General features: G+C 68.4%; 25 protein-coding genes. 16 read left to right on the plus strand and 9 right to left on the minus strand.

Annotated features, from left to right (window positions below; all coding sequences use genetic code 11):
- Positions 1-19: 19 nt before the first annotated feature.
- From ACGFI6_RS18585 to ACGFI6_RS18595, 3 genes are read left to right on the plus strand one after another with little or no spacing between them, the layout of a single operon-like run.
- Entirely contained in the window at positions 20-640 is a 621-nt protein-coding gene (locus tag ACGFI6_RS18585) for an SIMPL domain-containing protein (protein ID WP_393120007.1), read from the plus strand.
- A gap of 60 nt (positions 641-700) precedes the next feature.
- Positions 701-1,936: an Nramp family divalent metal transporter gene (locus ACGFI6_RS18590; protein WP_393120009.1), complete on the plus strand. Its 1,236-nt coding sequence runs from the start codon at positions 701-703 to the stop codon at positions 1,934-1,936.
- 19 nt (positions 1,937-1,955) lie between these two features.
- On the plus strand, positions 1,956-2,723 hold the full coding sequence (locus ACGFI6_RS18595; RefSeq protein WP_393120011.1) for a metallophosphoesterase: 768 nt from the start codon (positions 1,956-1,958) through the stop codon (positions 2,721-2,723).
- Here ACGFI6_RS18595 and ACGFI6_RS18600 read toward each other — a convergent pair.
- Complete coding sequence (locus ACGFI6_RS18600; protein ID WP_393120013.1) at positions 2,697-3,260, minus strand: TetR/AcrR family transcriptional regulator; 564 nt, start codon at positions 3,258-3,260, stop codon at positions 2,697-2,699. The genes ACGFI6_RS18595 and ACGFI6_RS18600 overlap by 27 nt on opposite strands.
- Positions 3,261-3,336: 76 nt before the next feature.
- Between ACGFI6_RS18600 and ACGFI6_RS18605 the strand changes: the two genes are divergently transcribed.
- A complete protein-coding gene (locus ACGFI6_RS18605) occupies positions 3,337-4,386 on the plus strand; it encodes a hypothetical protein (protein WP_393120015.1) in 1,050 nt (349 codons plus the stop codon).
- Positions 4,387-4,427: 41 nt separating this feature from the next.
- Here the strand turns inward: ACGFI6_RS18605 and dmpI are convergent, their stop codons facing one another.
- Both dmpI and ACGFI6_RS18615 read right to left on the minus strand, forming a co-directional pair.
- Entirely contained in the window at positions 4,428-4,610 is a 183-nt protein-coding gene (dmpI, locus tag ACGFI6_RS18610) for a 4-oxalocrotonate tautomerase DmpI (protein ID WP_393120017.1), read from the minus strand.
- A gap of 86 nt (positions 4,611-4,696) precedes the next feature.
- The gene (locus tag ACGFI6_RS18615) at positions 4,697-5,569 is read right to left on the minus strand and encodes a LysR family transcriptional regulator (protein WP_393120019.1); all 873 of its coding nucleotides are present in this window, start codon (positions 5,567-5,569) and stop codon (positions 4,697-4,699) included.
- A 52-nt stretch (positions 5,570-5,621) separates the two neighbouring features.
- Between ACGFI6_RS18615 and ACGFI6_RS18620 the strand changes: the two genes are divergently transcribed.
- From ACGFI6_RS18620 to ACGFI6_RS18650, 7 genes are read left to right on the plus strand one after another with little or no spacing between them, the layout of a single operon-like run.
- Entirely contained in the window at positions 5,622-5,987 is a 366-nt protein-coding gene (locus ACGFI6_RS18620; RefSeq protein ID WP_393120021.1) for a DUF427 domain-containing protein, read from the plus strand.
- Positions 5,988-6,044: 57 nt separating this feature from the next.
- Positions 6,045-6,827, plus strand: a complete 783-nt coding sequence (locus ACGFI6_RS18625) for a GNAT family N-acetyltransferase (protein WP_393120022.1) — start codon at positions 6,045-6,047, stop codon at positions 6,825-6,827.
- Positions 6,824-7,354 carry a kinase gene (locus tag ACGFI6_RS18630; protein WP_393120024.1) on the plus strand — a complete coding sequence of 177 codons (531 nt, stop codon included), beginning with the start codon at positions 6,824-6,826 and terminating at the stop codon, positions 7,352-7,354. The genes ACGFI6_RS18625 and ACGFI6_RS18630 overlap by 4 nt, the downstream gene beginning before the upstream one ends.
- Complete coding sequence (locus ACGFI6_RS18635) at positions 7,351-9,633, plus strand: helicase-associated domain-containing protein (RefSeq protein ID WP_393120026.1); 2,283 nt, start codon at positions 7,351-7,353, stop codon at positions 9,631-9,633. Before ACGFI6_RS18630 ends, ACGFI6_RS18635 begins: the two co-directional genes overlap by 4 nt.
- A gap of 3 nt (positions 9,634-9,636) precedes the next feature.
- The gene (locus ACGFI6_RS18640; protein WP_393120028.1) at positions 9,637-9,978 is read left to right on the plus strand and encodes a hypothetical protein; all 342 of its coding nucleotides are present in this window, start codon (positions 9,637-9,639) and stop codon (positions 9,976-9,978) included.
- On the plus strand, positions 9,975-10,619 hold the full coding sequence (locus ACGFI6_RS18645) for a DUF6000 family protein (protein WP_393120029.1): 645 nt from the start codon (positions 9,975-9,977) through the stop codon (positions 10,617-10,619). Before ACGFI6_RS18640 ends, ACGFI6_RS18645 begins: the two co-directional genes overlap by 4 nt.
- Before the next feature lie 46 nt (positions 10,620-10,665).
- Positions 10,666-12,306, plus strand: a complete 1,641-nt coding sequence (locus ACGFI6_RS18650) for a DNA repair helicase XPB (RefSeq protein ID WP_393120031.1) — start codon at positions 10,666-10,668, stop codon at positions 12,304-12,306.
- Between the two features lie 154 nt (positions 12,307-12,460).
- Here the strand turns inward: ACGFI6_RS18650 and ACGFI6_RS18655 are convergent, their stop codons facing one another.
- From ACGFI6_RS18655 to ACGFI6_RS18670, 4 genes are all read right to left on the minus strand, one after another.
- Positions 12,461-13,321 (minus strand): DUF559 domain-containing protein, encoded by an 861-nt coding sequence (locus tag ACGFI6_RS18655; protein WP_393120033.1) that lies wholly within the window; start codon positions 13,319-13,321, stop codon positions 12,461-12,463.
- Positions 13,322-13,474: 153 nt separating this feature from the next.
- Positions 13,475-14,185, minus strand: coding sequence for a FadR/GntR family transcriptional regulator (locus ACGFI6_RS18660; RefSeq protein WP_393120035.1), 711 nt, complete (start codon positions 14,183-14,185; stop codon positions 13,475-13,477).
- Between the two features lie 26 nt (positions 14,186-14,211).
- Entirely contained in the window at positions 14,212-15,144 is a 933-nt protein-coding gene (locus ACGFI6_RS18665; RefSeq protein ID WP_393120037.1) for a dihydrodipicolinate synthase family protein, read from the minus strand.
- Between the two features lie 14 nt (positions 15,145-15,158).
- Positions 15,159-16,235, minus strand: a complete 1,077-nt coding sequence (locus ACGFI6_RS18670) for an exo-alpha-sialidase (RefSeq protein ID WP_393120039.1) — start codon at positions 16,233-16,235, stop codon at positions 15,159-15,161.
- 47 nt (positions 16,236-16,282) lie between these two features.
- Between ACGFI6_RS18670 and ACGFI6_RS18675 the strand changes: the two genes are divergently transcribed.
- The 5 genes from ACGFI6_RS18675 (at position 16,283) to ACGFI6_RS18695 (ending at position 22,664) form a co-directional block, all read left to right on the plus strand.
- Complete coding sequence (locus ACGFI6_RS18675) at positions 16,283-17,905, plus strand: extracellular solute-binding protein (RefSeq protein WP_393120041.1); 1,623 nt, start codon at positions 16,283-16,285, stop codon at positions 17,903-17,905.
- Positions 17,905-18,849, plus strand: a complete 945-nt coding sequence (locus ACGFI6_RS18680; RefSeq protein WP_393120044.1) for an ABC transporter permease — start codon at positions 17,905-17,907, stop codon at positions 18,847-18,849. Before ACGFI6_RS18675 ends, ACGFI6_RS18680 begins: the two co-directional genes overlap by 1 nt.
- Positions 18,846-19,733, plus strand: a complete 888-nt coding sequence (locus tag ACGFI6_RS18685; protein ID WP_393120045.1) for a carbohydrate ABC transporter permease — start codon at positions 18,846-18,848, stop codon at positions 19,731-19,733. Before ACGFI6_RS18680 ends, ACGFI6_RS18685 begins: the two co-directional genes overlap by 4 nt.
- A gap of 103 nt (positions 19,734-19,836) precedes the next feature.
- Complete coding sequence (locus ACGFI6_RS18690; RefSeq protein ID WP_393120047.1) at positions 19,837-20,616, plus strand: phosphatase PAP2 family protein; 780 nt, start codon at positions 19,837-19,839, stop codon at positions 20,614-20,616.
- A gap of 38 nt (positions 20,617-20,654) precedes the next feature.
- Positions 20,655-22,664, plus strand: a complete 2,010-nt coding sequence (locus tag ACGFI6_RS18695; RefSeq protein WP_393120048.1) for a HelD family protein — start codon at positions 20,655-20,657, stop codon at positions 22,662-22,664.
- On the opposite strand, the gene ACGFI6_RS18700 is transcribed toward ACGFI6_RS18695, so the two are convergent.
- A complete protein-coding gene (locus ACGFI6_RS18700) occupies positions 22,650-24,068 on the minus strand; it encodes a hypothetical protein (protein WP_393120050.1) in 1,419 nt (472 codons plus the stop codon). The two genes, ACGFI6_RS18695 and ACGFI6_RS18700, sit on opposite strands and share 15 nt — an antisense overlap.
- Positions 24,065-25,075 carry a hypothetical protein gene (locus ACGFI6_RS18705; protein ID WP_393120052.1) on the minus strand — a complete coding sequence of 337 codons (1,011 nt, stop codon included), beginning with the start codon at positions 25,073-25,075 and terminating at the stop codon, positions 24,065-24,067. Before ACGFI6_RS18705 ends, ACGFI6_RS18700 begins: the two co-directional genes overlap by 4 nt.
- Positions 25,076-25,086: the final 11 nt, after the last annotated feature.

Consider the following 25,086-nt stretch of genomic DNA (forward strand, 5'->3'; position numbering starts at 1 on the left):
GTGGTGCCAGACTGGGGTTATGGATTCTGGGGTTCGGGTTGTTGGGGCGGGGTCGGTCAGTGGCGTTCCGGATGTTTTGCGGGTGATGTTCGGGGTGGAGGTGGTGGCGGCGGACGTTGCGGCTGCGGTGGCGAAGGTCGGGGAGCTGACCGAGGCAGTCATGGCGGCGTTGCGGGCGCACGGGGTGGAGGAGTCGCAGCTGGGGACCAGTGCGGTGAACGTGTTCCAGCACTACCGGGAGCCCGGTACGGGCGTGGGGTACCAGGCGATGCACACGATCCAGGTCGAGTCCAAGGACCTGACCGGGTTCGGGACGATGCTGAACGCGGCGGTCGATGCTGCGGGCAACGGTCTGACGATGAACGGGCTGCAGTTCGACATCGAGGACAAGTCCGAGCTGCTCGCCCAGGCCCGGGAACTCGCTTTCCAGCAGGCGCGGGCGAAGGCCGAGCACCTCGCCGCGCTGGCCGGGTACTCGCTCGGCTCGGTCACCGCGATCGAGGAGTCCCAGAGCCCGTACCCGATCCACCGGGCCGCGGCGAACGCCAGTCGCAAGGCCAACTTCGACGCGTCGGTGAACGTCACGCCCGGCGACAGCAGCGTCGAGGTCACGCTCGAGGTGCAGTTCGCCTGGGCGTAACGGCTGTCTCAATTCGCGCACAGGGGTTGCGCTGTCGGTGGTGTCGTACAGACTGCTCTCATGTACGCACCGGCGCCGCTGCGGCGGCAACTGAACCGGTCCGGGCTGTTACTGCTCGGACCGGCCTTCGTTGCCGCGGTCGCGTACGTCGACCCGGGCAACTTCGCCACCAACATCGCCGCCGGCGCCACGTACGGCTATCTGCTGTGCTGGGTCGTCGTCGGCGCGAACCTGATGGCCGTCCTCGTGCAGTACCTGGCAGCCAAGGCCAGCATCGCCACCGGGCGCACCCTGCCGCAGCTGTGCCGTGACCACTTCAAGCGCTCGACGTCCACCGGCCTGTGGGCCCAGGCCGAGATCGTCGCCCTCGCCACCGACCTCGCCGAAGTCGTGGGCGGCGCCATCGCTCTCAATCTGCTCTTCCACATACCGCTGCTGCTCGGCGGCATCATCACCGGCGCGGTCTCGTTCGGGCTGCTGATCTACCAGTCCAAGCGCGGACAACGCCCCTTCGAGGCCGCGATCATCGGCCTGCTCGCCGTCGTACTGATCGGCTTCGTCGTCTCGACAGCGAAGTCGGACCCCTCCGCAACCGGCGTGATCGGCGGCCTCGTACCGCGCCTCGACGGCACCCAATCGCTCGTACTCGCCGCCGGCATGCTCGGCGCCACCGTGATGCCGCACGCGATCTGGCTGCACGGCGCACTCGTCACCGACCGGCACTGGAAAACGATCCGTTCCGAGGGCGGCAAATCCCGGGTACTGCGCGCCACCCGGCTCGACGTCGCCGTCGCGATGGCCCTCGCGGGCGCGGTCAACCTCGCCATGGTCGTACTGGCAGCTGCCGCTCTGAAGGGCACCGGCGCCGACTCCCTCGACGCCGCGCACACCGCCATCGGCGACCGCATCGGCCAACTCCCCGCCCTGCTTTTCGCGCTCGCCTTGCTGGCCAGCGGATTCGCCTCCTCCTCGGTTGGTACGTACGCCGGATCCGTCATCCTGGACGGCTTCTGGCAACGCCGCGTCCCGCTCGCCGTACGCCGACTCGTCACCCTCACCCCCGCGCTCCTGGTCCTTGCGATCGGCATCGATCCCAGCCGCGCCCTGGTTATCTCGCAGGTCGTGCTGAGCTTCGGGATCCCGTGCGCACTCTGGCCGTTGGTGAGATTGACCGCATCCCGGCGCGTCATGGGCGGACTTGTCAACCGCCGGGCGACTACTCTCGCCGCATGCCTGGTAGCCACCGCCGTCACGGCCCTCAACGTCGTACTGATCGTGCTGACCGTGCGGGGATGATGTGACCGGGGTGTACGCCGTGAGCGACATCCACGGCCACCTGGAGAAACTCACCCCGGCACTGCACGCGGCCGGCCTCACCGATGCCGACGGCAACTGGGCGGGTACGGACGCACGGCTGTGGTTCCTCGGCGACTTCTTCGACCGCGGCCCGGACGGTATCGGCGTCCTGCACTACGTCCGTGGGCTGGTCGACCAGGCGCCCGAGGGCGCGGTCCGGATGCTGCTCGGCAACCACGAGATCCTCGCGCTCGGGATGCACAGGTTCGGCGACACGTTCGTCCCGCACGACGGCATCACGCTGCGCAGCTTCGAGCGGTCCTGGGCGCTTAACGGTGGCCAGGACCGCGACCAGGAGCTGCTCACCGACGACGACGTGGCCTGGCTGCTCGACCAGCCGATGCTCGGCATCGACGCGGACCAGCTGCTGATGCATTCCGACACGGCGGAGTACGTCGAGTGGGGCGACACGCTCGACCAGATCAATGCCGCGGCCCGCGCCGAGCTGCACTCCGACGACATCGAGGTGTGGTGGGAGATCTGGCGCCGGACCACGTCGCGATACGCGTTCCGCGGTGAGAGCGGCCCGGAGGTCGCGCGGATCATGCTGCAGCACCTCGGCGGGCGCCGGATCGTGCACGGGCACAGCATCATCGCCGACCAGTTGCACATCGACCCGGAGTTCCTCACCGGCCCCCACCTGTACGCGGACGGCCTGGTCCTCGGCATCGACGGCGGCGCCTTCGACGGCGGACCGTGTCTAGTGGTCGAGCTCTCGGCCGAGTGACGCGACGACGGCGTCCAGGCAGGACCGGAAGGGCTCCTGCCCGCCGCGGTCGATCCAACGGCTGAACGCGTTCTGGAACACCGCCGACCCGACCTGCGCCACCAGGACCGCGTCCTCAGCTGAGAGCCCGCGCTCCTCGAGTCCGTCCCGGAGCGCCGCGGTGACCGAGGCCAGCTTGGTCCGCTCGCGCTCCTGCAACTCGGGGCTCGCGGCGATCACAGCCCTTCGTACGTCGGAGTTCTCCGCGAGCTCGGCAAGCAGCTCGCCGACGGCCACGGCGGCCTGCAGTACGGCGGGCCAGGGGCGGATGGCCGGGTCGACGGCACGGATCGCGTCCAGCACCGCCGCGGGCAGACGTTCGGAGCCGGCGAACAGGACCTCACGCTTGTCCGGGAAGTAGCGGAAGTACGAGCGGCGGGTCAGGCCGGCGTGCTCGGCGATCTGGTTCACCGTCACCGCGTCGTACCCGTGCGCCGCATACAGCTCGAGGGCGGCCTTGCGCAGCCGCTGCTCCGCCCCGGGGTCCCATCGCGCCATGACCCGAGTCTAGCAACCGCGATGTCTCAGGGTGTTATCGTGAGTGATGACACCCTGAGACATGAGGAGCGGAACAATGATCTGGATTCTGGGCGCGACCGGGCGGACCGGTCGGGAGATCGCGGCCCGGGTCGCGGCCCGCGGCGGTACGCCGGTGCTGGTCGGACGGAACGCGGAGCGGCTCCGCAAGACCGCGGCGGAGCTCGGGCTCGACGGCGTCGAGGTGGTCGAGACCGCCGACATCGCCGGGGAGGTCGCGCGCCGACGGCCGGCTGTGGTGGTGAACACGATCGGCGGGTACGCCGACACCGCCGTACCGATTGCGCGGGCGTGCCTGCCCGGCGGGCATTACGTGGACCTGGCCAACGATCTCGTGGCGATGCCGCGGCTGTTGGCGCTGCACGACGAGGCGGCGGCCGGCGACAGTACGTTCGTGACCGGTGCCGGGTTCGGGGTGCTGGGGACCGAGGCCGTCGTCGCACGGCTGTGCGCGGACCGGCCGACGCCTCAGGAGGTTCGCGTCGACGCGCTCCCCTCGGTCGCGATCGAGGCCGGGCAGCTGGGCGCGGCGCTTGCGCTGTCGATCGTGTCGGCGTTCACCACGGGCGGGCTGCGCTACCGGGGTGGGCAGATGGTTCCGACTCGGCTTGCGGGTGAACCCCGGGAGCACGCGCTGCCGGACGGCCAGAAGGCGAAGTCCGCGGTCGGCGCGACGGGTGAGTTGCTCGCGGCACATGAGGCCAGCGGTGCTCCGAACGTTGTGGCGACGACCGGGCTGCTGCCCACGGCGCCGTACATTCGGGCGATCCTGCCGCTCGCAAGTGCTCTGCTGAAGGTTTCTGCAGTACGACAGTTCGCCGTACGGCGAATGGCGGCGATGGAGTTCAAGCCCGCGCCGCGCCCGCGCGAGCACTCCTGGGGACATGCCGTCGTCACCTGGGCGGACGGTACGACGCGGGAGGGCTGGCTGCGGACCGAGGATGCGATGGGCTTCACCACCAACGCCGCCGCGGAGACCGCCGTACGGCTGGCCCGCGGCGAAGGCCGGCGTGGTGCGTACACGCCGGCCTGCGCCCTCGGCCCCGAGCTCGCCGAGGCGGCCGGAGCGACCATCGATCAGCTGTGAGCCGGCCGCCGGTCATCGATCGGCTGTGGGACGGCCGCCGGCTATCGGTCGGCGGTGAGGTGGCCGCCGACGGCCCAGCTCTCCGGCGGCGTTTCCTGGATCCAGACCTGGACGCTCTCGGCCGGTACGCCGAGGCTGTCGACGAAGGCGTCGGTGACCTTCTGGACCAGTTCGCGCTTCAGCTCCGGGGTCCGCGGGCCCTGCAGGACGGTGACGACGGGCATCGGTCTTTCCTTTCGTTCGGTGGCTTCTGGGTCCATTCCAGCCGTCGCGGACGGCCCGAACGAGACGCAGATCCGATGCGCTCCCATCACTCGAACTGATCGGACGCCTTCCGGCAGGCCGCCAGCAGTACGGCGAGATCGCCGCCGATCGTCGTACCGGCCGGGACCGCGAGGCTGGTGGTCAGCGCCAACCGGGGGCGCGGGCGCCGGAACACCACCCGGCCCTCGCGGAGCAGACGCGCATGCGACTCGTAGATGACGGTCCAGCTCGGGCTGCCGGCGCCGATCGCCGCCTGGGTGTCCTGCAGGCTGCCGGAGCGCGGGCCGATGACCGGCTCGAATCCCGCCGCAGCGCAGGCCGACATCACCAGGTCGACGAGCGACGGGTTGGTACGGCGCTCGGTGATCCGGAGCGGCAGTTCCCGAAGGTCGTGCAGGCCGATCTCGTCGTCCGGTGCGGTGGCCTTGGGGAGTGCGATGAGCAGGTCGTCCTCCCAGACCGGGAGGAACTCGAGGCCGGCTGCCTCGTCGACGCCGCGGACGAAGGCGGCGTCCAGTTGCCCGCCACGGACGCGGTCGAGGCGGGCGCGGGTTGACGTACTGACAAGCTCCACGTGCAGGCCTTGGGCGGACAGCTCCGCGACCACCGTCTCCAGGCGTTCTCCCAGGCCGGTGCTGGTTCCTAAGCGCAGCGTGCGGGTCGGTGTGCCGGTGGCGGCTGACCGTGCTGCTTCGACAGAGGTCAAGACGGCCCGGGCGGCGGGGAGGAACCGCTGGCCGGCTTCGGTGAGACGGATGGCGCGCGCCGAGCGGTCGAAGAGCAGGACGCCGAGCTCGCGTTCGAGGCGGGCGATCTGCTGGCTGACGCCCGGCTGGCCGATGCCGAGCTGCTCGGCGGCGCGGCCGAAGTTCAGTACCTCCGCGACCGTGACGAAGTACTCGATCTGCCGAAACTCCATGACCTGATCATCGCCGGGAATGGCCGGCGCGCGCGGGAGGTTGTGGGTGGTCATGGCGGAGAAGACTGTGAAGATTCCTGGCCCGGATCATCCGATCACCGTGGTGAAGAACCCGGACCGCGTCGTCGTGAAGGTCGGTGACCGGGTGATTGCCGACACCCGGGACGCCCTCTCGCTGCAGGAGGCGAACTACCCCGCGGTGCAGTACATCCCGCGCGCGGACGTCGACCTCACGCAGCTCGAACGCACCACCCACGAGACCTACTGCCCGTACAAGGGCGACGCCTCGTACTACACGCTCCTCCCGGACGCGGAGAACGCAGTCTGGACCTACGAGCACCCGTACGAAGCAGTAGCCGACATCCGCGACCACGTCGCCTTCTACCCCGACAAGGTCTCCATCGAGATCACCGCCTGACTCCAGGCTGGTGTTTCCGCTGGCGGGTTGGCCGTTGTGGGTGGTTCACTGCTCGCGATGATCACCACAGTTGACGAGTACCTGCACAGCGTCCCCCTGTCCAATGCGGTTGCTGAGCAGGTCGGGCCGTTCACCCTGTTCCGTAGTACGACCGTGTGGCCGTACTACGCGCGCCCTGTGCCTGGAGCGGGGGTGACGATAAAGCCTAGCGACATCGAGCTGGTGCGGAAGCGCTGCGCCGAGCTGGACATCCCGCTGAGCTTCGAATGGGTCGTCGAGACCTGTCCCTCACTGGGCCCTGCCGCGGCTGCGGCCGGCCTCGAGGTCGTACAGCACCCGCTGCTGGTGCTGCAGCGCGATGACTTCCGTCCTGCCACGGCTGATGCGCGCTGCGAGGTCCTGTCTGCTGACGAGGACATGGTCAGGCAGTCGCGCACCGTGGCCAACCTGGCGTTCGGTGAGTCCGGTACGGCGGTTGGCCAGGCTGGTCCGGCTGAACGGGACGCCAAGGCCGGTGAGCTGTCGGACAAGATGGTGGCGGGCCTGCAGGACCGTGCGCGCCGTGGCGTGTCCGTGGCGGTCGGAGCGTTCACCGATGACGGCATGGTCGCCACCGGAACGCACCAGCCGGTCAACACCGCTACAGAGATCGTCGGCGTCGCCACGCTGCCGTCTGTTCGACGACGTGGTCTGGGTGCCGCCGTGACCTCAGCACTCGTTGAACACGCCTTTGCGAACGGCGTGGAGCTCGTACTGCTCTCAGCCGAGTCTGACGCCGTTGCGGCGGTCTACGAACGCGTCGGCTTCCGCCGGATCGGCCACGCCGGGGCAGCCGAGTGACAGGGAGCCCGAGCACTCGCCTCGTCGTACTGCGTGGCAACTCGGGCTCCGGCAAGACCACCACGGCCCGTACGCTGCGCCAGCGCCTCGGCCGCGGGACCGCCTGGGTCGAGCAGGACCACGTCCGCCGGATCCTGTTGCGCGAACGCGACGTACCGGGCGGTGTGAACATCGGCCTGATCGACCTGAACACCCGGTACGCCCTCGACCACGGGTACGACGTCGTGCTCGAGGGCATCCTGGACGCGGACAGGTACGGGGACATGCTCCGGCGGCTCACGTCCGACCACCGCGGTACGACACTGCACTACTACTTCGACATCCCGTTCGGGGAGACCGTCGTACGGCACGCGACCCGTGAACTGCGCAACAAGTTCGGTCCGGACGTGATGCAGGACTGGTACCGCGAGCGCGACGTACTGGACGGTGTCGAGCAGACCGTGATCGGGCCGGACAGCACCCTCGACGAGACGGTGGCGAGGATCCTGACCGAGCTTGGGGTGGATCCCGTACCTTTGGAAGGATGAGCACTACCGAGCCGATCCGCCCCCGTACCCTCGCCGAGGCGCTGCGGGGCTGGGGCGACGCCGCGCTCGGTGAGCTGCTCCGCCGGCGTCCCGACCTGGCGCTGCCGATCCCTGCGGACACCGGGCAACTGGCAGCGCGAGCGACGAGCAATGCGTCGGCTGCGCGCGCCATCAACCGGCTGGACGAGTTCGGTGTGGACCTGTTGGAGTCGCTGTCCGCGCTGCCCGAGCCGGTCGACCTGGAGGCGCTGGCGCAGGGAGTCGGTCAGCCGGAGGACGTGGTCCAGCCACGAGTCGCCCAGCTCCTGGACCTCGCGCTGGTGTGGGGAACCGAGGACGACCTGCGACCGATCCGTGCGGTGCACGAGCTGCTCGGCCCGACACCTGCCGGGCTCGGTCCGACGACCACGCGGCATTTCGGCGACCTGGACAAGCTGATCGAGGACGCCGGCCCGGACGCGCGCGCAGTGCTCGACAAGCTGACCTGGGGTCCCCCGACCGGCTCGGTGGAGAAGGCAGACCGCCCGGTGACGATCGCCTCGGCGCGGACGCCCGTGGAGCGGTTGCTGGCCCGCGGTCTCGTCGTACCCAAGGATCCGAACACCGTCGTACTGCCACGGCAGATCGGCCTGCACCTGCGTGGTGGCCGCGTACTGGCGTCGACACGTCCGGTGCCGCCTCCGCTGGACGGCAAGAAGGTGTCGGCGGCGATAGCGGAACGGGCCGCGGCCGGGGCCGCACTGGACCTGGTGCGGTTGGTTGACCGCACACTGGAACAGCTGGGGACGGAGCCGCCGCCCGTACTGCGTACAGGTGGTGTCGGGGTCCGTGAGCTGCGCAGCCTGGCCGGGAAGATCGGTGCGGAGGAGCAGACGGCCGCGGCGGTGCTGGAGATGGCGTACGCCGCTGGGCTCGTTGCTGCGGTGGAGGTCGGCACCAGTGAGCTCTGGCTGCCTACGAGTGCGTACGACGACTGGCTGGAACTGGACCTCGCACACCGGTGGGCTCAGCTCGTCATGGCGTGGTTCTCGGGGCTCAGGGCGATCGGACTGATCGGCCGTCGCGACAGCACCGGCAGTACTGCGGCTGCACGCGAGCGGCTGATCAACGCGCTGGCGCCGGACCTGGAGCGGCTGCTCGCGCCGGAGATCCGGGTGCTGGCGTTGCAGGCACTGGCCGTGGCAGAGCCTGGTACGGCGCCTGCTCCAGCGACCGTGGTGACGTGGGTCGCGTGGCATCGCCCGCGGCGCGGCGGGCAGTTCCGGGACGAGCTGGTCGAGTGGAGCGTGGCAGAAGCCGCCCTGCTCGGGTTGACCGGTCTGGGTTCGCTGGCGAAGCACGCGCAGCCGCTACTGGGTGCTGAGCCCACGGCGGACGAGCTGGCCGAGGCGATCAGTCCGCTGATGCCGGAGCCGGTGTCGGAGTTCCTGCTGCAGGCTGACCTGACTGCCGTCGCACCTGGACCGCTGGTGCGGACTGTGCAGGACGAGCTGTCCGCGATGGCCGACGTGGAGTCTGATGGTGGCGCTGTGGTCTACCGGTTCAGTGAGAGCTCGGTGCGACGCGCTTTCGACCTGGGGCGTACAGCGGAGCAGTTGCACACGTGGTTGGCGGAGCATTCCCGTACGCCGGTGCCGCAGCCGCTGGCGTACCTCGTCGACGACGTGGCGCGGCGACACGGCGTACTGCGCATCGGGACCGCGTCGACGTACCTGCGGTGTGACGACGAGAACGTACTGACACAGCTCCTCACTTCGAACCTGCCCGGTGTGCGCTTCCGCCGGTTGGCCCCGACCGTCGTGGTGTCGCCGTCGCCGCCGGACATGGTGCTGAGTCGACTACGGGGCGCGGGGCTCGCGCCGCTGGCAGAGACGTTCGACGGTGCGCTGCATGTGACCGGTGCGCCACGGCGGGGCGAGGCAGCGCGCCGACGTACCAGCCGGGACTTCAACGAGAGCGCGTTCGACCTGACCGACGATCAAGTCAAGGCGGTGATCGAGAAGGTCCGCGCCGGCGACCGCATCGCCGCGGAGCGCCCGGGCGACGATGGTCTGGTCGAGCCGGCAGCACCTGCAGAGACCATCGCCGTACTCACCAACGCCGCCGAGGCACACACCCGTACGTGGATCGCGTACGTGGACCACAACGGTCACTCCTCCGAACGCATCGTCGAACCGGCCCGGGTAGCCGACGGCTGGCTCACCGCGTACGACGACACCACCGAAGCGCCCCGCACGTACGCCCTGCACCGCATCTCCGCCGCCCGTCCCGTGGAGTAACAGATGCCTCCGTTGCTGATCGTCCTGACCGGCCTGCCGTACTCCGGCAAGACGACGCTGGCCCGAGCTCTTGAACAACAGGGTGCGGCCGTTGTCGAGCTGGACCACATCAACCGCGAGCGCGGCTTCCGGATCGAGGACGGCGTACACCCCCTGCTCGACACCCGCCGAGCCACCGCCGCCGCCACCCCCGACCGCCACGTCCTCTCCCCCGACGTACTCCACCGAGTCCAACGCCGCTTCCAACCCCCAACAACCTCAACCCACACCATCAGCGCCAACTGGCCCACCAACCAACAACTGCAAGCCGCAACAACCAACTGGCCCACCCCCGCGTCCGAGTGAACGACGACAACTTCCGGCGCGCGATCCGGGCAATGTGGCGGTGGTCGCCGAACGGCGGCTACCAGCCTCTACTAGTGGGTGCGTGGATCTGGCCGCGCCCACGACAGGCCTGGTACCAGTTCCGGCTGCGGTGCGGTGGCCGCTGGGCACCGGTGAAGGACCTTGACCTGCTGCTGGACGCCGGCTGGCGAACCAGCGTCGCCGCGATCTGGCTGATCGCCGCGGGTCGGCGCGCGGACATGCGGCCGCGCATCGAGCGGGAGATGCTGGCTGGTCGGCCATGCGGCCACGGCTGGAGTTACTGCACGCCACTGGCCTGTCTGGGCACTGACGCTGATGCCCGGGTCCTTGTCGCCTATCTCGACAACGCGCTCACCTTGCCTGTCGAGCAGGAAGGTTTGGAGACCCAGTGCCAGGGCGAGGCTCTGGCGACTCTCCTGTACCTCGACGAGCAACTGGGAACCAGCCACGCTCAGCAGTTCCTGGGTGACGGTGGTGCGTGGGAGCGCTGGCCAGGGTCGTCCGAGGTGGACCTGCAGGTGTATGCGGAGCACGTTCGGGGTGAGGTCGTGTTCGCGGCCGGTGGCGACCCGGGGGTGCGTCGCCGGATGCGGGAAGAGCGGCGGGGCGGGGGCGTTTGAGGAGACGAGGCACAATGGAGGGTCGGGGCGAGGATTGGAGTTGTTGGTGACAGACGGTCCGTTGATCGTGCAGTCGGACAAGACCTTGTTGCTGGAGACGGCGCATGCGGATGCCAACGAGTGCCGGAAGGCCATTGCGCCGTTCGCGGAGCTGGAGCGGGCGCCGGAGCATGTGCACACGTACAGGCTGACGCCGCTCGGCCTGTGGAACGCACGGGCCGCCGGCCACGACGCAGAGCAGGTGATCGACGTGCTGCTGCGCTACAGCCGCTACCCGGTCCCGCACTCGCTGCTGGTCGACATCGCGGAGACCCTGGATCGTTACGGGCGGCTGCGGCTCGAGAAGCACCCACAGCACGGGCTGGTACTGGTGACGACCGACCGACCGGTGCTGGAGGAGGTGCTGCGCAGCAACAAGGTGAAGCCGATGCTGGGCGCGCGGCTCGACGACGACACCGTCGTGGTGCACCCGTCGGAGCGCGGTCACCTCAAGCAGACCCTGCTGAAGATCGGCTGGCCGGCTGAGGACCTCGCCGGGTACGTCGACGGTGAGGCGCACCAGATCGACCTGGTGAAGGACGGCTGGGACCTGCGCCCGTACCAGGAGCAGGCCACGGACTCGTTCTGGCACGGTGGCTCAGGCGTTGTCGTACTGCCCTGTGGTGCCGGTAAGACGATCGTCGGCGCGGCCGCGATGGCACAGGCGTCCGCGACCACACTGATCCTGGTCACGAACACGGTGTCCGCCCGGCAGTGGAAGGACGAGCTGCTGCGCCGTACGACCCTGACCGAGGACGAGATCGGCGAGTACTCCGGTGCGCGCAAGGAGATCCGCCCGGTCACGATCGCCACCTACCAGGTGATGACGACCCGCCGGAAGGGCGTGTACACGCATCTGGAGCTGTTCGACGCCCGCGACTGGGGCCTGATCGTGTACGACGAGGTGCACCTGCTGCCCGCGCCGATCTTCCGGATGACCGCTGACCTGCAGACGCGCCGGCGGCTCGGGTTGACCGCGACGCTGGTCCGTGAGGACGGCCGTGAGGGCGACGTGTTCTCGCTGATCGGCCCGAAGCGGTACGACGCGCCGTGGAAGGACATCGAGGCGCAGGGCTGGATCGCGCCTGCGGACTGCATCGAGGTCCGGGTCGATCTGGAGCAGACCGAGCGGTTCGTGTACGCGACCGCAGAGCCGGAGGACCGGTACCGCCTGGCGGCCTCGACCCCGGCGAAGTCGAAGCTGGTCCGCCGGATCGCGGAGCATCATGCCGGCGAGCCGCTGCTGGTGATCGGGCAGTACATCGACCAACTGGACGAGCTCGGCGAACGGCTCGAATGCCCGGTGATCAAGGGCGAGACCACCGTCCGCGAACGCCAGCGCCTGTTCGACGCGTTCCGGCACGGGGAGATCGACCGCCTGGTGGTCAGCAAGGTCGCGAACTTCTCGATCGACCTGCCCGAGGCGTCGGTCGCCATCCAGGTCTCCGGCACCTTCGGCTCCCGCCAGGAAGAGGCCCAGCGCCTCGGCCGCGTCCTCCGCCCCAAGGGCGACGGCCGCACCGCCCGCTTCTACTCCATCGTCGCCCGCGACACCATCGACGCCGAATTCGCCGCCCACCGCCAACGCTTCCTCGCCGAACAAGGCTACGCCTACACCATCATCGACTCCGAAAACCTCTTCGCCTAACCCAAACAAAGCAGGAGAGGGATCGATCGACGCCGAACCAGCTTCGTCTGAGACTGCAGTTGGACAGTACGTATGCGCCCACTGGCCGAACCACCACGCTCAGCGGCGGGGCTGAGGCGGTGGAGTGGACGTATACGTACTGTTCAACTGCAGATCAGGCGGCGAGGCACTGGGCCAGCGCAGCGCGGACGGTGGCGATGACCCAGGCCGGGTCGCCGATGATCTGCTCGTAGGTGAACCTGAGCACCAGCCACCCTGCGGCGTTCAGCTCGTCGTACCGGTAGCAGTCGGCGGCGAAGTCCCGACGCGAGCCATGGAACTCGAATCCCTCGGCTTCCAGGGCCAACCTGGCAAGGCGATGCCCAAGATCTACTCGCGCATGGAACCCGTCCTGCGAGACCAGCACCTGCGGTTCGAAGCCGTCGATGCCCGCGTCGATCAGCAGCGCCCGGAGCATCGACTCCAAGAAGCTGCCGGACAAAGGCGTCGCCGCGGCCGCAACCCGGCGGGCGTTCGGGCACCCTGGGCCCCGCAGCGCGGCCACTTCGGCCACCAGTTCCTCCGGCTGAAGGCGGCGGGTGGCAAGAGCTGCGTCGGCGACTGCCAGCGCCTCGGCGAACGGGAGCATCCGCGAACAGTCGGCGACCGTGCGGGACAGCGAGGTGATCCGGTCCCGTCGATCGGTGGAACCTACCGCGGCCCAATGAAGCACGGCGGGTGGTCCTGGTCGTGGGCGGCGGTGTGGCGGGAGGATCAAGTGGGGCTTCTCGGGCGCCACCAGAAGCGGAAGTCCAGAGGCCGCAGCCGCGCTCACGTGCGAGAGGACACCGTCGTAGGCCAGCACAGCCACGGTGTCGGCAGGCAGACCCGGCAGCCCATAGACGCCGTGGGCGATCCGCTGGACCTCGCCGCGCGCGAGAGCCTTCGCGACCGCGTGCCTCGAGACCAGCCCTGCCAACTCGGAAGCAGTTGCCCATCCGCCCCGGTGCGCCAGGACATGTTCGACCGATTGCATCCCAGGATGGTGCCTGATCCCGGCCGACAGGTGCGTTCGTTCATCCACAGGCGGCAGTTCGACAGGAGGTGTCGGCTTTCGATGCCAAGTCCCGCGCTCACTCGAGCGGCAATCAGCTCGTAGTGGGCGTATACGTACTGTCGAAATGCAGAGCTATTCGCCGAGGCGGGTGTGGATGCCGTTGAAGTGAGACTTCATGGAGTGGGCGTAGGTGGCGGGGTTGCCGGATTCGAGGGCTCTGAGGAGGTCTCGGTGCCAGGCGGCGGCGTCGGAGGGGGTGTAGCGGGCGCCGGGGAGGCGGGCGTCTACCTGGGCGAAGGTCCGCCAGAAGACTGAGAGCAGGTCGATGACTAGGGCGTTACCGAGGGGCTCGTAGAGGGCCTGGTGGAAGGCCCAGTCCTCCTCGGGGAAGTAGTTGCCCTCGGCCGCCTTCGCCTCCATCCGTTCGACGATCGGGTCGAGGGCCTCGTACCCGTGCTGCTGGAAGTGCGCGACGACGTCGTCCGCGAGGCCGACCTCGATGGCCTGGCGGACGTCGAGAACGTTCTGCACGTCGCGAAGATCGCCGGCCATCGACTGCGACATCCGGAACGCGAGACCGTCCTCCAGCGACTGCAGGTTCACCTCGCCGACGTACGTTCCGTACCCGTGCCGGATCTCGATGATGCCGACCGCCTGCAACGCCTTCATCGCCTCGCGGAGCGGGTGCCGCCCGACGCCGAGCTGTGCCATCAGCTCCTGCTCGTTCGGCAGCGGGTCACCCGCCTTCAGCCCGCGTTCCAGGATGTACGACTTCATCTGGTCGCGGATGAAGGACTGGTTCCCCGCCGCACCACGTGCCCGGCTGAGCCCACCCGTTGTCACTGCCGGCCTCCCTTGACTTGAATCGCTCAGTGTAATCCGGCCCGGTCCAGCAGTGGCCGGATCGCGGCGATTTCCCCGTCGTTCAAGGCGATGCTGGGGTACGCCGTCACCGGACAGTCGATCACACCCAGCAAATACAGCCCGCCCTTGAACGCCCCCAGCGCGGCCGAGCTGGCCCCCATCCGGGAGCGATCGGCGACCTTGATGATGTCGAACAACCGGAACAGCCGGTCCTGCTCCGCCCGCGCCGCCGCGGCATCCCCGGCAACAGCTGCGTTGTACAGCCGCACATAGCCAGCAGGATCCACGTTGCCCAGGCCCGGCACGACACCGTCCACGCCGAAGGCCAGCGAGGAGTCAACGGTCACCTCGGAGCCGGTCATGATCGTGAGGTCCAGCTTCTTCTCACGGCGTTGAAGAACCAGCTCCCGCAACGAGGTCTCCTGGCCGGACGAGTCCTTGACGCCTGCGATCACGCCCTGTTCGGCCAGGGAGGTGATGAGGGAGGCAGGGAGCTTGGTGCCGGCGCGGGGCGGGATGTCGTACGCGTACAGCGGCGTGTCCCCCGCAACAGACTTGAGCCGTACGAAGTGGCGCTCGATCTCCGCGGGATGCGTGGCTGCGTAGAACGGAGCTGTGACGACCAGTGCGTCCACGCCGGCCTTCAACGCAGCCGAGACGTGCGCGGAGACCCGGTTGGTGGAGGTGTCGATGACACCGGCCAGCACCGGTACCTGCCCGGCCACCTCGGCGACCGTGGTCTCCAGCACGACCTGTCGCTGCTCGTCGGTCAGGAACGTACCCTCGCCGGACGTGCCGAGCACGAACACCCCGCTAACGCCTCCGGCCAGCTGGTACTGGACCAGCCGGGCCAAAGACGCGGTGTCGACGTCGTACTCGGGCGTGAGCGGGGTGACGAGCGGCGGTACGACGCCGGTCAACTGGGCGGACTCGGTCAAGACATCTCCAACCTCTAAAGGGCGAATGTGGCGAAGCGCAAGGTGGCGAACGAGGACGTCTCACCGGCCTCGTAGAAGATGCCCACCGACCCGTCGGCCAGCTGCACCAGATCGGAATACCCGGCCATGGCTTCGTGCACGACGAGGGCCGGCTGCCATGAGGCGCCGGCATCCTCGGACACGAAGACGGTCAGCTCGCGACGCGAGGACGGGTTCACCGGGGTGGACAGCAGCAGCCGTCCGTCCGGCAGACAGATGACGCTGCCCTGGATCCCGGGCGCGGTGATCTCGGGAATCCCCGCGTACGGCGCGTCGAGGGTCTGACCGCCGTCCGACGACCAGGCGTGCACCCGGGCCGGGCCGGTGCCCTTGTGGTTGCGGGCGTTGAAGTACAGCCGGCCGTCGGGCAACTCGGCAACGGTGGTTTCGTTGGCGTTGATCTCGGTGCCGTCGTTGCGGTCCACGAATCCGACCGACCACGTGACGCCGCCGTCGTCGCTGTAGATGCAGTGCCCGCCGTTCAGCCGGATCAGGTCGTCGACCGGCTCGGACGGCACGAACGAGTGGTTCGCCGGTACGACGAGACGCCCGGACCGCAACGTGATGCCGTGACATGGACCCGTCGCGTACCAGCCCCAGTCCCCCGGCTTCACCTGCGCCGTGATCTCGGCCGTCGGGCTCCAGGTCGCGCCGTCGTCGGACGAGCGCTGTACGAAGATCCGCCGCCCGTCGACCGGATCGGTGCCCCGGGCAAGCGACATCTCGACCGCGTGCGCACCGTTCTCGACAGTGACCAGGACGATGTCGCCCGAGGCCGGGTCGAGCAGCGGCACCGGGTTCCCACAGGTCTTGCCCGGCTGCGCAGACACCACCTGCAGCGGCCGCCAGGTCAGGCCGCCGTCGAGCGACCGCCGCAGGACGATCTCGATCTCGCCCGCGTCCCCGGACCCGTGCAGACGACCCTCGCAGAACGCGAGCACCAACTCGCCCCGCGCCAGCACGGACGGGATGCGGAACGTGTGGTAACCACTGCCCGCCGGATCGAAGACTGGCGCCGAGACGATTTCCGGCGCGCCGACTCTTGAAGACATAGGACGTACTATGTCATGGTGTGGCCCTCCGATGGAAGTGAGGCCTCATGCCGGTCAGCAGAAGAAGTTTCCTCGGTGGCGGCCTTGCTGCCGCCGCTGTCGCGGTCACGGGTACGCCGCTGCTGGCGGGGTGCGCGTCCGACAAGAAGAACACCGCGGTCGCCAATGCGGCCGTCAAGCTCCCCTCGTACGTCAGGTACAGCGAGGTGAAGCCGGACCTGCCCGGCACCGACGTGGTGCTGGACGGCTTCCTCAAGTACCCGGCGAGCCCGGTGAAGGCGATCACCGACGCCCCGGGCGACGGTCAGCCGATCACGTTCATGACGAACATCCCCGGCGCGATCCCGCCGGCTGCCGACAAGAACCAGTTCTGGCAGGAGGTCAACAAGCGCCTCGGCTCCGAGCTGCAGATCAGCATGGCATCGAACGACGAGTACAACGACAAGTTCGCGACCCGGATCGCGGGCGGTGACCTGCCGGACATCCTGAACATCCCGACCAGTACGCCGCAGATCCCCGGCCTGGTGAAGTCCAAGTGCATGGACCTGACCGAGCACCTGTCCGGCGACGCGGTGAAGAAGTACCCGTTCCTGGCCAACATCCCGACCGAGTACTGGAAGGGTTGCGTCTTCAACGGGGCGATCTACGGGGTCCCGGTGCCGCGCGGCATGTCCCGGACGTCGCTGCCGCTGTACCGCACCGACCTGCTCGCCGCGAAGGGCATCAAGAACCCGGCGCCGAAGAGCTTCCAGGAGTTCTTCGACCTCTGCAAGGAGATGACCGCGGCGAAGGACAACCGCTGGGCGTGGACCCGGGTGCCGACGTCGTACATCCGGATGATGCTTGGCATGCCCAACAACTGGAAGGAAGAGGGCGGTAAGTTCTCTTCCGTGTACGAGGCGGACGGCAACACCGAGGCGCTCGAGGCGGCCCGCAAGATGGTTGCTGCCGGCACCATCAACCCGGATGCCTTCAGCGACAAGGCCAGCGCCCGCAAGCAGTGGTTCAACGGCGGCATCGCGGCCTTCGACTACGACAGCTTCGTGGCCTGGAACCAGTACTACTCCGACAACACCGCCGGTCCGGCGTTCGGCGTGAACATGCTCGACGTACCGGGCTTCGACGGCGGCGACGGCAAGCCGTGGATGGGCGCCGCGCTGAACAACGTGACCTCGTTCAGCAAGGCCAGCAAGCACTCCGCCGAGACGCTGCTCAAGGTCGCGAACTGGATGGCCGCGCCGTTCGGCACCGAGGAGTACCTGTTCCGCAAGTATGGTCTGCCCGGCCGGCACTACACGCTGCAGGGCTCGGACCCGGTCCCGACCAAGGTCGGCATCGTGGAGACCGGCATCGGCCTGCAGTACATCAGCGACTCCACGCTGGCGCTGTACTGGGCCGGCAAGCCGGACGTCCCGCAGCTGCAGCACGCGATCCAGCAGAAGGTCGCGGACCGCCTGGTGTACGACGCGTCGTACGGCCTCTACTCCGACACCCTGTCGAAGAAGGGCGCCCAGCTGACCAAGACCATGAACGATCTGGAGAGCCAGATCGTGCAGGGCAAGAAGCCGGTCTCGGACTGGAAGGCGGGCGTGGAGTCCTGGAAGGCCGCGGGCGGCGACAAGATCCGCGGCGAGCTCGAGCAGGCGCAATCCGACACGGCAGGGAAGTAATGCTGCAACGAAACTCCAAGCACCCGCAGCAGCAGCTGAGCCTCGGCCGGCGGCTGCTGCGGGATCGCGTCCTGCTGCTGTTCGCACTGCCCGGGGTGGCGCTGATCATCGCGTTCCACTACGTGCCGTTGCTGGGCAACATCATCGCGTTCAAGGACTACCAGCCGTTCCTCGGGATCGGCGGCAGCGACTGGTCGGGCTGGGAGAACTTCAGCGTGATCTTCAACGGCGACCCGGCGTTCCTGCGGGCGTTGAAGAACACCCTGATCCTCACCAGCCTGCAGTCGATCTTCGTGTTCCCCGCACCGATCCTGCTGGCCCTGCTGCTGAACTCGTTGTTCTCCGAGCGGATCAAGCGGATCGCGCAGAGCATCCTGTACCTGCCGCACTTCATGTCCTGGGTGATCGTGGTCGCGCTGTTCCAGCAGATGCTCGGCGGCAGCGGCCTGCTGAACAACTACCTGCGCTCGCACGACCTGTCGACGATCAACATCATCGGGAACTCCGAGTTGTTCCACGTGCTGCTGACGTCGCAGATCATCTGGAAGGACACCGGGTGGGCGACCATCTTGTTCCTGGCCGCGCTGTCCCAGATCGACTCGCAGTTGTACGAGGCGGCGAGCGTGGACGGTGCCACCCGGATGCGGCAGCTCTGGCACGTCACGCTGCCCGGGCTGCGCGGGATCATCATCTTGCTGTTCATCCTGCGGCTCGGTGACTCGCTGACCGTCGGGTTCGAGCAGATCATCCTGCAGCAGCAGGCGGTCGGGCGGGACATCAGCGAAGTGCTGGACACGTACGTCTACAACAACGGCGTGCTCGGCGGTGCCTGGGGCGTCGCCGCAGCGGTCGGCCTGGTCAAGGGCATCGTCGGCGTCATCCTCGTACTGACCGCGAACAAGGTCGCGCACATCTTCGGCGAGCAAGGGGTGTACCAGAAATGAGCCGGAGGATTGTTCAGGGCGTGCCGATGCCCGGCTGGCCGATGCGGGCCTTCAAGGGCCTCGTGCTGCTCGTCTTCTGTGCGGTCGTGATCATCCCGTTCGTCGGGGTGATCTCGACCAGCCTCGCGCCGAACAAGCAGATCAACGAGTCCGGTGGTCTGGTACTGCTGCCGAAGTCGATCAACTTCCGGGCGTACGAGTCGTTGTTCGCCGGCGGTGTGGTGACACGGGCACTGCTGGTCAGCATCTTCGTCACGGTCGTCGGCACGCTGCTCAGCCTGGCGGTGTCGTGTCTGCTCGCGTACGCGCTGTCGCGGCCGAGCTTCACGGCCGGGAAGCCGATCCTGCTGATCGTGCTGTTCAGCATGCTGTTCTCGCCGGGCATCATCCCGCTGTACCTCACGGTCAAGGGCGTCGGGCTGCTCGACAGCATCTGGGCGCTGATCGTGCCGACGATGATCAGCGCGTTCAACGTCGTCGTCCTGCGGGCGTTCTTCATGAACCTGCCGAGCGAGATCACCGAGAGCGCCCGGATCGACGGCGCGGGTGAGCTGATGACGTTCACGCAGATCGTGCTGCCGCTGTCCAAGGCGGTGCTGTCGGTGATCGGCCTGTTCTACGCGGTGGCGTACTGGAACGCGTTCTTCTCCGCGCTGCTGTACCTGAACGACTCCAAGCTGTGGCCGTTGCAGCTGGTGCTGCGGACGTACGTCATCAACGACACCCAGCTCGGCAGCGCCGAGCTCGGCACCGAACTGCTGCCGCCGCAGGCCTCGATCCAGATGGCGATCCTGGTGGTCTCGATCGTGCCGATCCTGATCATCTACCCGTTCCTGCAACGGCACTTCGCGAAGGGCGTACTGACCGGCGCCGTGAAGGGCTGATCGTCACAGCGGCGTTACAAAACGCTGCTAAGGGGTTGCCCAGGGCAACGTCAGGGTTGCGCCTGGGCAAACCCTGTGGGAACGGCGAGTACCGTCGATCGGTATGGGGATCGAGGCACTCGAACGGGTGGGGCAGGGCGGGGAACAGCAACAGAAAGTCTTCTGGAGAGTGGTCCGGGAAGCAGTCCTGCTGGCCACTCTTTTCCTCGTCTACAGCGCGGGCCGGCAGCTCGCGGCACGACATACCGGGTCTGCGTTCGACCACGCTCACGAGGTGTTGTCGTTCCAGAGCTGGCTGCACCTGCCGAACGAGGTGTCGGTCCAGCACTGGGCGCTGCAGTTCCCGCATCTGATCCAGGGCGCCAACCTGTACTACGCCAGCGTGCACGCGCCGTTGACCGCCGCCGTGCTGCTCTGGCTGAGCATCTGGCGGCCGAAGGCGTACTCACAGGTGCGCTGGACGATGGTGGCGCTCACCGGTCTCGCACTGATCGGTCACATCGCGTTCCCGCTGGCGCCGCCTCGGATGATGCCGGGCTTCGTCGACACCGGTCTGCGGTTCGGGCAGTCCGTGTACGGAGCGGACCACACCGGTGGCGCAGTGAACCAGTTCGCGGCCATGCCGAGCCTGCACGTCGGCTGGGCGGCCCTGATCGCACTGTCGCTGATCCTGATCACCCGGTCGCGCTGGCGCTGGCTGTGGCTGCTGCACCCGCTCATCACGTTCACCGTGGTCGTGGTGACCGGCAACCACTACTGGCTGGACGGGCTGGTCGCACTGGCCCTCCTGGCACTCAGCCTGCCACTCCTGCTCCGCCCTGGTCTGCACGCCGACAGGCCGCACGACCGTAATTCAGTTCCGCCATCCAGAGTGCTCAAGTAACGTAGCTGGGCTCCCCACTCGCGCTCGGAGGTTTTCGCATGCCGTCAGACACGTCCGACACTCTCCAGGCCGAGAAGGACTACCTGAAGACCTCCCGGGCGGCGCTGGCGCTGATGCGGGAGAAGACCGGCGCACTGGAGATCCACAGTGCAGACCGGGTCAACCAGGAGTACCTGCAGGCCGCGATCTTCCGGCGGATGAAGGAGCTCGAGGACGACCCGGACGTGCCGCTGTTCTTCGGCCGGCTGGACTACGTCGAGCCGACCGACGAGACGTTCCACATCGGCCGCCGGCACGTGAACGACGCGCTCGGCGAGCCGCTGGTGGTGGACTGGCGGGCAGACATCTCGGTGCCGTTCTACCGGGCCAGCAAGACCGAGCCGATGGGCGTCGGGGCCCGGCGGCGGTTCGGTTTCACGCACGGCGAGATGACCGCGTTCGAGGACGAGGACCTGACCGCGAGCGGCGAGGCCGAGCAGCACTCCGACATCCTCGACGCGGAGATCGAGCGCCCGCGGTCCGGCCCGATGCGCGACATCGTGGCCACCATTCAGCCGGAGCAGGACGTGATCGTCCGGGCCGGCGTCGACGACACCATCTGCGTACAGGGCGCGCCTGGTACCGGGAAGACCGCGGTCGGGCTGCACCGGGCGGCGTACCTGCTCTACGCGTACCGCGACCAGCTCAGCCGGGCAGGCGTGCTCGTGGTCGGGCCGAACGCCAGCTTCCTGCGCTACATCGGCGACGTCCTGCCGGCGCTCGGTGAGATCGAGGCGAAGCAGACCACGGTCGAGGAGCTCGTCGCGCGGGTCAAGATCGCCGGGCCGGGGCCCGCGCCGGTCGACGTACTCAAGGGCGATGCGCGGATGGCCGACGTCCTGCACCGGGCGGTGTGGGCACACGTACGGCAGCCGGACGACGCACTGGTAGTGCCACGTGGTGCGCACCGTTGGCGCGTGGCGACGTACCAGGCCGAGGAGCTCGTGGAGGAGCTGCGTACGCGCGGCATCCGGTACGGCGCCGGGCGGGCGATGCTGCCGCAACGGCTGGCGCATGCGGTACTGCTGCGGATGGAGGCGGCCGGTGACTCGCCGGACGACCGCGTCCAGGACTCGGTGGCCAGGAGCCGCCCGGTCAAGCAGTACGCCGAGGCGCTGTGGCCGGCCGTGGACCCGGCCAAGCTGCTGTACCGCTTGTTCACCGACCCGGAGGCGCTGGCCGAGTACGCCGACGGCATTCTGACCGCGGACGAGCAGGCGCTGCTGATCTGGGACAAGGTGCCGCGGTCGCCCGGCGCGGCCAAGTGGTCCGTTGCCGATGCCACGCTGATCGACGAGATCGCCGACCTGGTCGACCGTACGCCGTCACTCGGCCACGTGGTTCTTGACGAGGCACAGGACCTGTCCGCGATGCAGCTGCGCGCAGTGGGCAGGCGCTGCTCGACAGGCTCGATGACCGTCCTTGGTGACATCGCCCAAGGCACCACACCGTGGGCCACACCGTCCTGGGACGAGGCGCTGAAGCACCTGGGCAAGACCAGTGCGCACACCGAGGAGCTGACCGCCGGGTTCCGCGTCCCCGGTCAGGTGATCGAGTACGCGGCCCGGCTGCTCCCGACGATCGCACCGCACCTCAAGCCGCCGACCGCCGTACGGCGAGCACGTGGTGAGCTGACCATCTCCCGCGTACCGGACCCGCTGGCTGCTGCCGTCGCCGCCGTCCGTGACGCGTCCGAACGCCTCGGGTCGATCGGGCTGATCGTTCCGGACGCACTGGTCCCGGCCGCACGGAAAGCCTTGCAGGGCATGGCTTTCTCGGTCCTGGGCGACGAGGACGACGCAGACGCCCACCTGGACGTCGTGCCGGCGTCACTCGCCAAGGGCCTCGAGTTCGACCACGTAGTGCTGGTGGAGCCGGCCGGCATCGTGGCCGGTGAGGCCGACGAGCGGACCGGCCTCCGGCGCCTCTACGTCTGTCTGACGCGTGCTGTCACCTCACTGGTCGTCCTGCACAGCGAAGACCTACCTGAGGTACTAGAAACCGCGTGACCCACCGGACCGGCGCGAGGAGCGCCGGGACGAGCCGCCGCCGCTGGAACGGGTCCGCGACGAGAAGGACCTGCGGCGGCTCGAGCCGCTGTACCAGCTGCTCCCACTGTCGTCGTCCGAGCTGCTGCCGGACGAAGACGCCCAGCTGCCGACGGAGCTGCCGAAGCTGGAGCTCATCCGGCCGAAACGAGCGCCCGGCCGGCGGGAGCGCCAGCGCGAGCGCATCTCGTCACCACGGCGGCTGAACTCGGAGTACGGGTACCACCACCGGTTGCCGTCGCCCTGCGACCAGTAGCCGTCGACGTACGCGCCCAACTCCTCGGCGTAGTCCCAGTACGGCCGTGGTGTCTGGAGCCTGGTGACCATGCGGATCTCGGGCTCGGTGCCGGCCTCGTCACGCTGCTTGCACGCCGCGCAGACATCCACGTTGCGGGCGGTGCCGTGGTCGGGCTTCCACTGGACCTCCGCCACGCTCGGCCCGTGCCGAGGGTCGAAGAAGCACGGTGCGGTCGGCTTCGGCATCGGCTTGCCGTCGCGGACGGCCTGCAGGCACACCATCCCGTAGCGGGCCGACCCGAGCAGGGTCGTGACCGCTTCGACGTCCTTGTCGCCCTTGGCCTCGTCGAGCCGGTGCCGCGCCTTCTCAACAGTGTCGAGCACGTCCTTCGACAGCTTGGACTGTTGCGGGTCCGAGGTCGTCGGCAGGGCGGAGACCTGCTCGGAGAGCGCGATGACCTCCTCGTTGAGCAGTGGCCGGCTCAGCTCGAGATGCTTCTTCTCGTCCTGCCGCCGTTCCCTGCGTGCCCCCAGTCCGGTCACTGCACACCACAGACCGATCACGCCGGCCACACCACCCGCGTACGGCGCCGCGTCGACGTAGAACGGCTTGTTCACGACCTGCGCGCGCTGGATGAACCGCTCCAGCATGCTCTCGTAGTCCGGTGCACAGCAGTCGACTGCCTGGTCCACCGCATCGCCCACGAAGTACGTCGGTCCGTGGTCGGCGCGCTGCACCGCATGGAACCCGCGCCCGTCGGACTCCGACGACGCGTCCACCAGTACCGCGTACACGCCCTCGACGCCGACGCGGTCGTACAACTGGTCGGCGATCTCCTCACCGTCCCAGGCGAGCGTGACGATGTAGTTGTTCTCGGCGGTGTTGATCGCGGACGCCGGGATGACTGCGATCCGCATCGGTGCGGCCGCGTTCCTGACCAGGGAGTTCAGCTGAGCGGTCTCACTCGCCGTCAGTTCCTTGACGGCGGGGTCGACCCACACACCGGCGTCGCCGAGATGGCTCGCCACGGTGTTCATGTACGCGACCGGGTCCTCGGCAGCGTGCGCCGGTGCTGTTGGCAGGACCCACAAGGTGATGAGTGCGAGCGCACCGAGCAGACGTTTCATCGTGCTCCTCCCGAGAGCCGATCGCGGCAGGCACTGCAGACCGGGATCTCCCGCGGCCGCCCACCAGGTGGCGTGTACATCCAGTCCGTCACGGACGTGCCGTGCGCCGGGTCGAAGAAGCAGGCGGCGCGGCGCGCAGGTGCCGGCGTACCGGCCACCTTCGCCTGCGCACAGGCCAGCCGCCAGCGACCGTACTCGACCGTGGCCCGCACCTCACGCAGCTTGTCGTCGTCGGGCTCCCCATCGACAACACGGCCGGCGTCGGCGTATGCATCCATCGCCGCTTGCACGTCCGTCGCAGTATCCACGCCGTCAAGACGCACGTCCGCCGCATCCAGTTCCTCACCGAACCGCGTGACGTCCTCGCGCGCAGTAGCCCGCCGCTCCTGCACCGTGTCCACTTCGTCGGGCAGGACCTCGTACGACGGCCGGTAGAGCGCGGGTCCCTCGTCCTTGCCGCGCCGCGATCTCCACCACCACAGCCCCAGCCCGGCGGCGACGAGAACCACCAGAGCGATCAGCAGCGGCCACAGCCAGCCAGGCTTGCCGCGCGGAGCCTTCTGTACGCCGAGTTGGTCCAGCAAACCGTTCAACGTGCCGACCGGGTCGGAGCGGCTGTGCTTGCCCAGCTCGTCGGTCAGGATGCCCGCGATCGGTGTATCCACCCCGACCGCACTCCCCCACGTGATCGCACCACCGAACACGACCAGGTAGACGCCGTCGGCCTTCTGCAGGTCCACAACCGCATCGACGTACTTGTGGGCCGCAACGCTGTTGTCGCCGCTCCCGTCGTTGAGTACGGCAGCGGGCACGACCGCGATGTGAATCGCCGGGTCGTGCCCGCTCACGCGTTCGGCCAGCTCAGCCGCGTCCTTCTCGGACACCAGCGCCTTCTGCGTCGGCTCGACGTACACAGGTGACGACTTCCACCCGTCGACCACTGCCGCTGGATCGGTGGAGCCCGTCAGAGTCGAGGCGAGCAACAGCACACCGGCAAGCAGACGCATGGGGCAAAGAG

The sequence above is a fragment of the Kribbella sp. NPDC048928 genome, assembly GCF_043197975.1.
In the GTDB taxonomy this organism is placed as follows: domain Bacteria; phylum Actinomycetota; class Actinomycetes; order Propionibacteriales; family Kribbellaceae; genus Kribbella.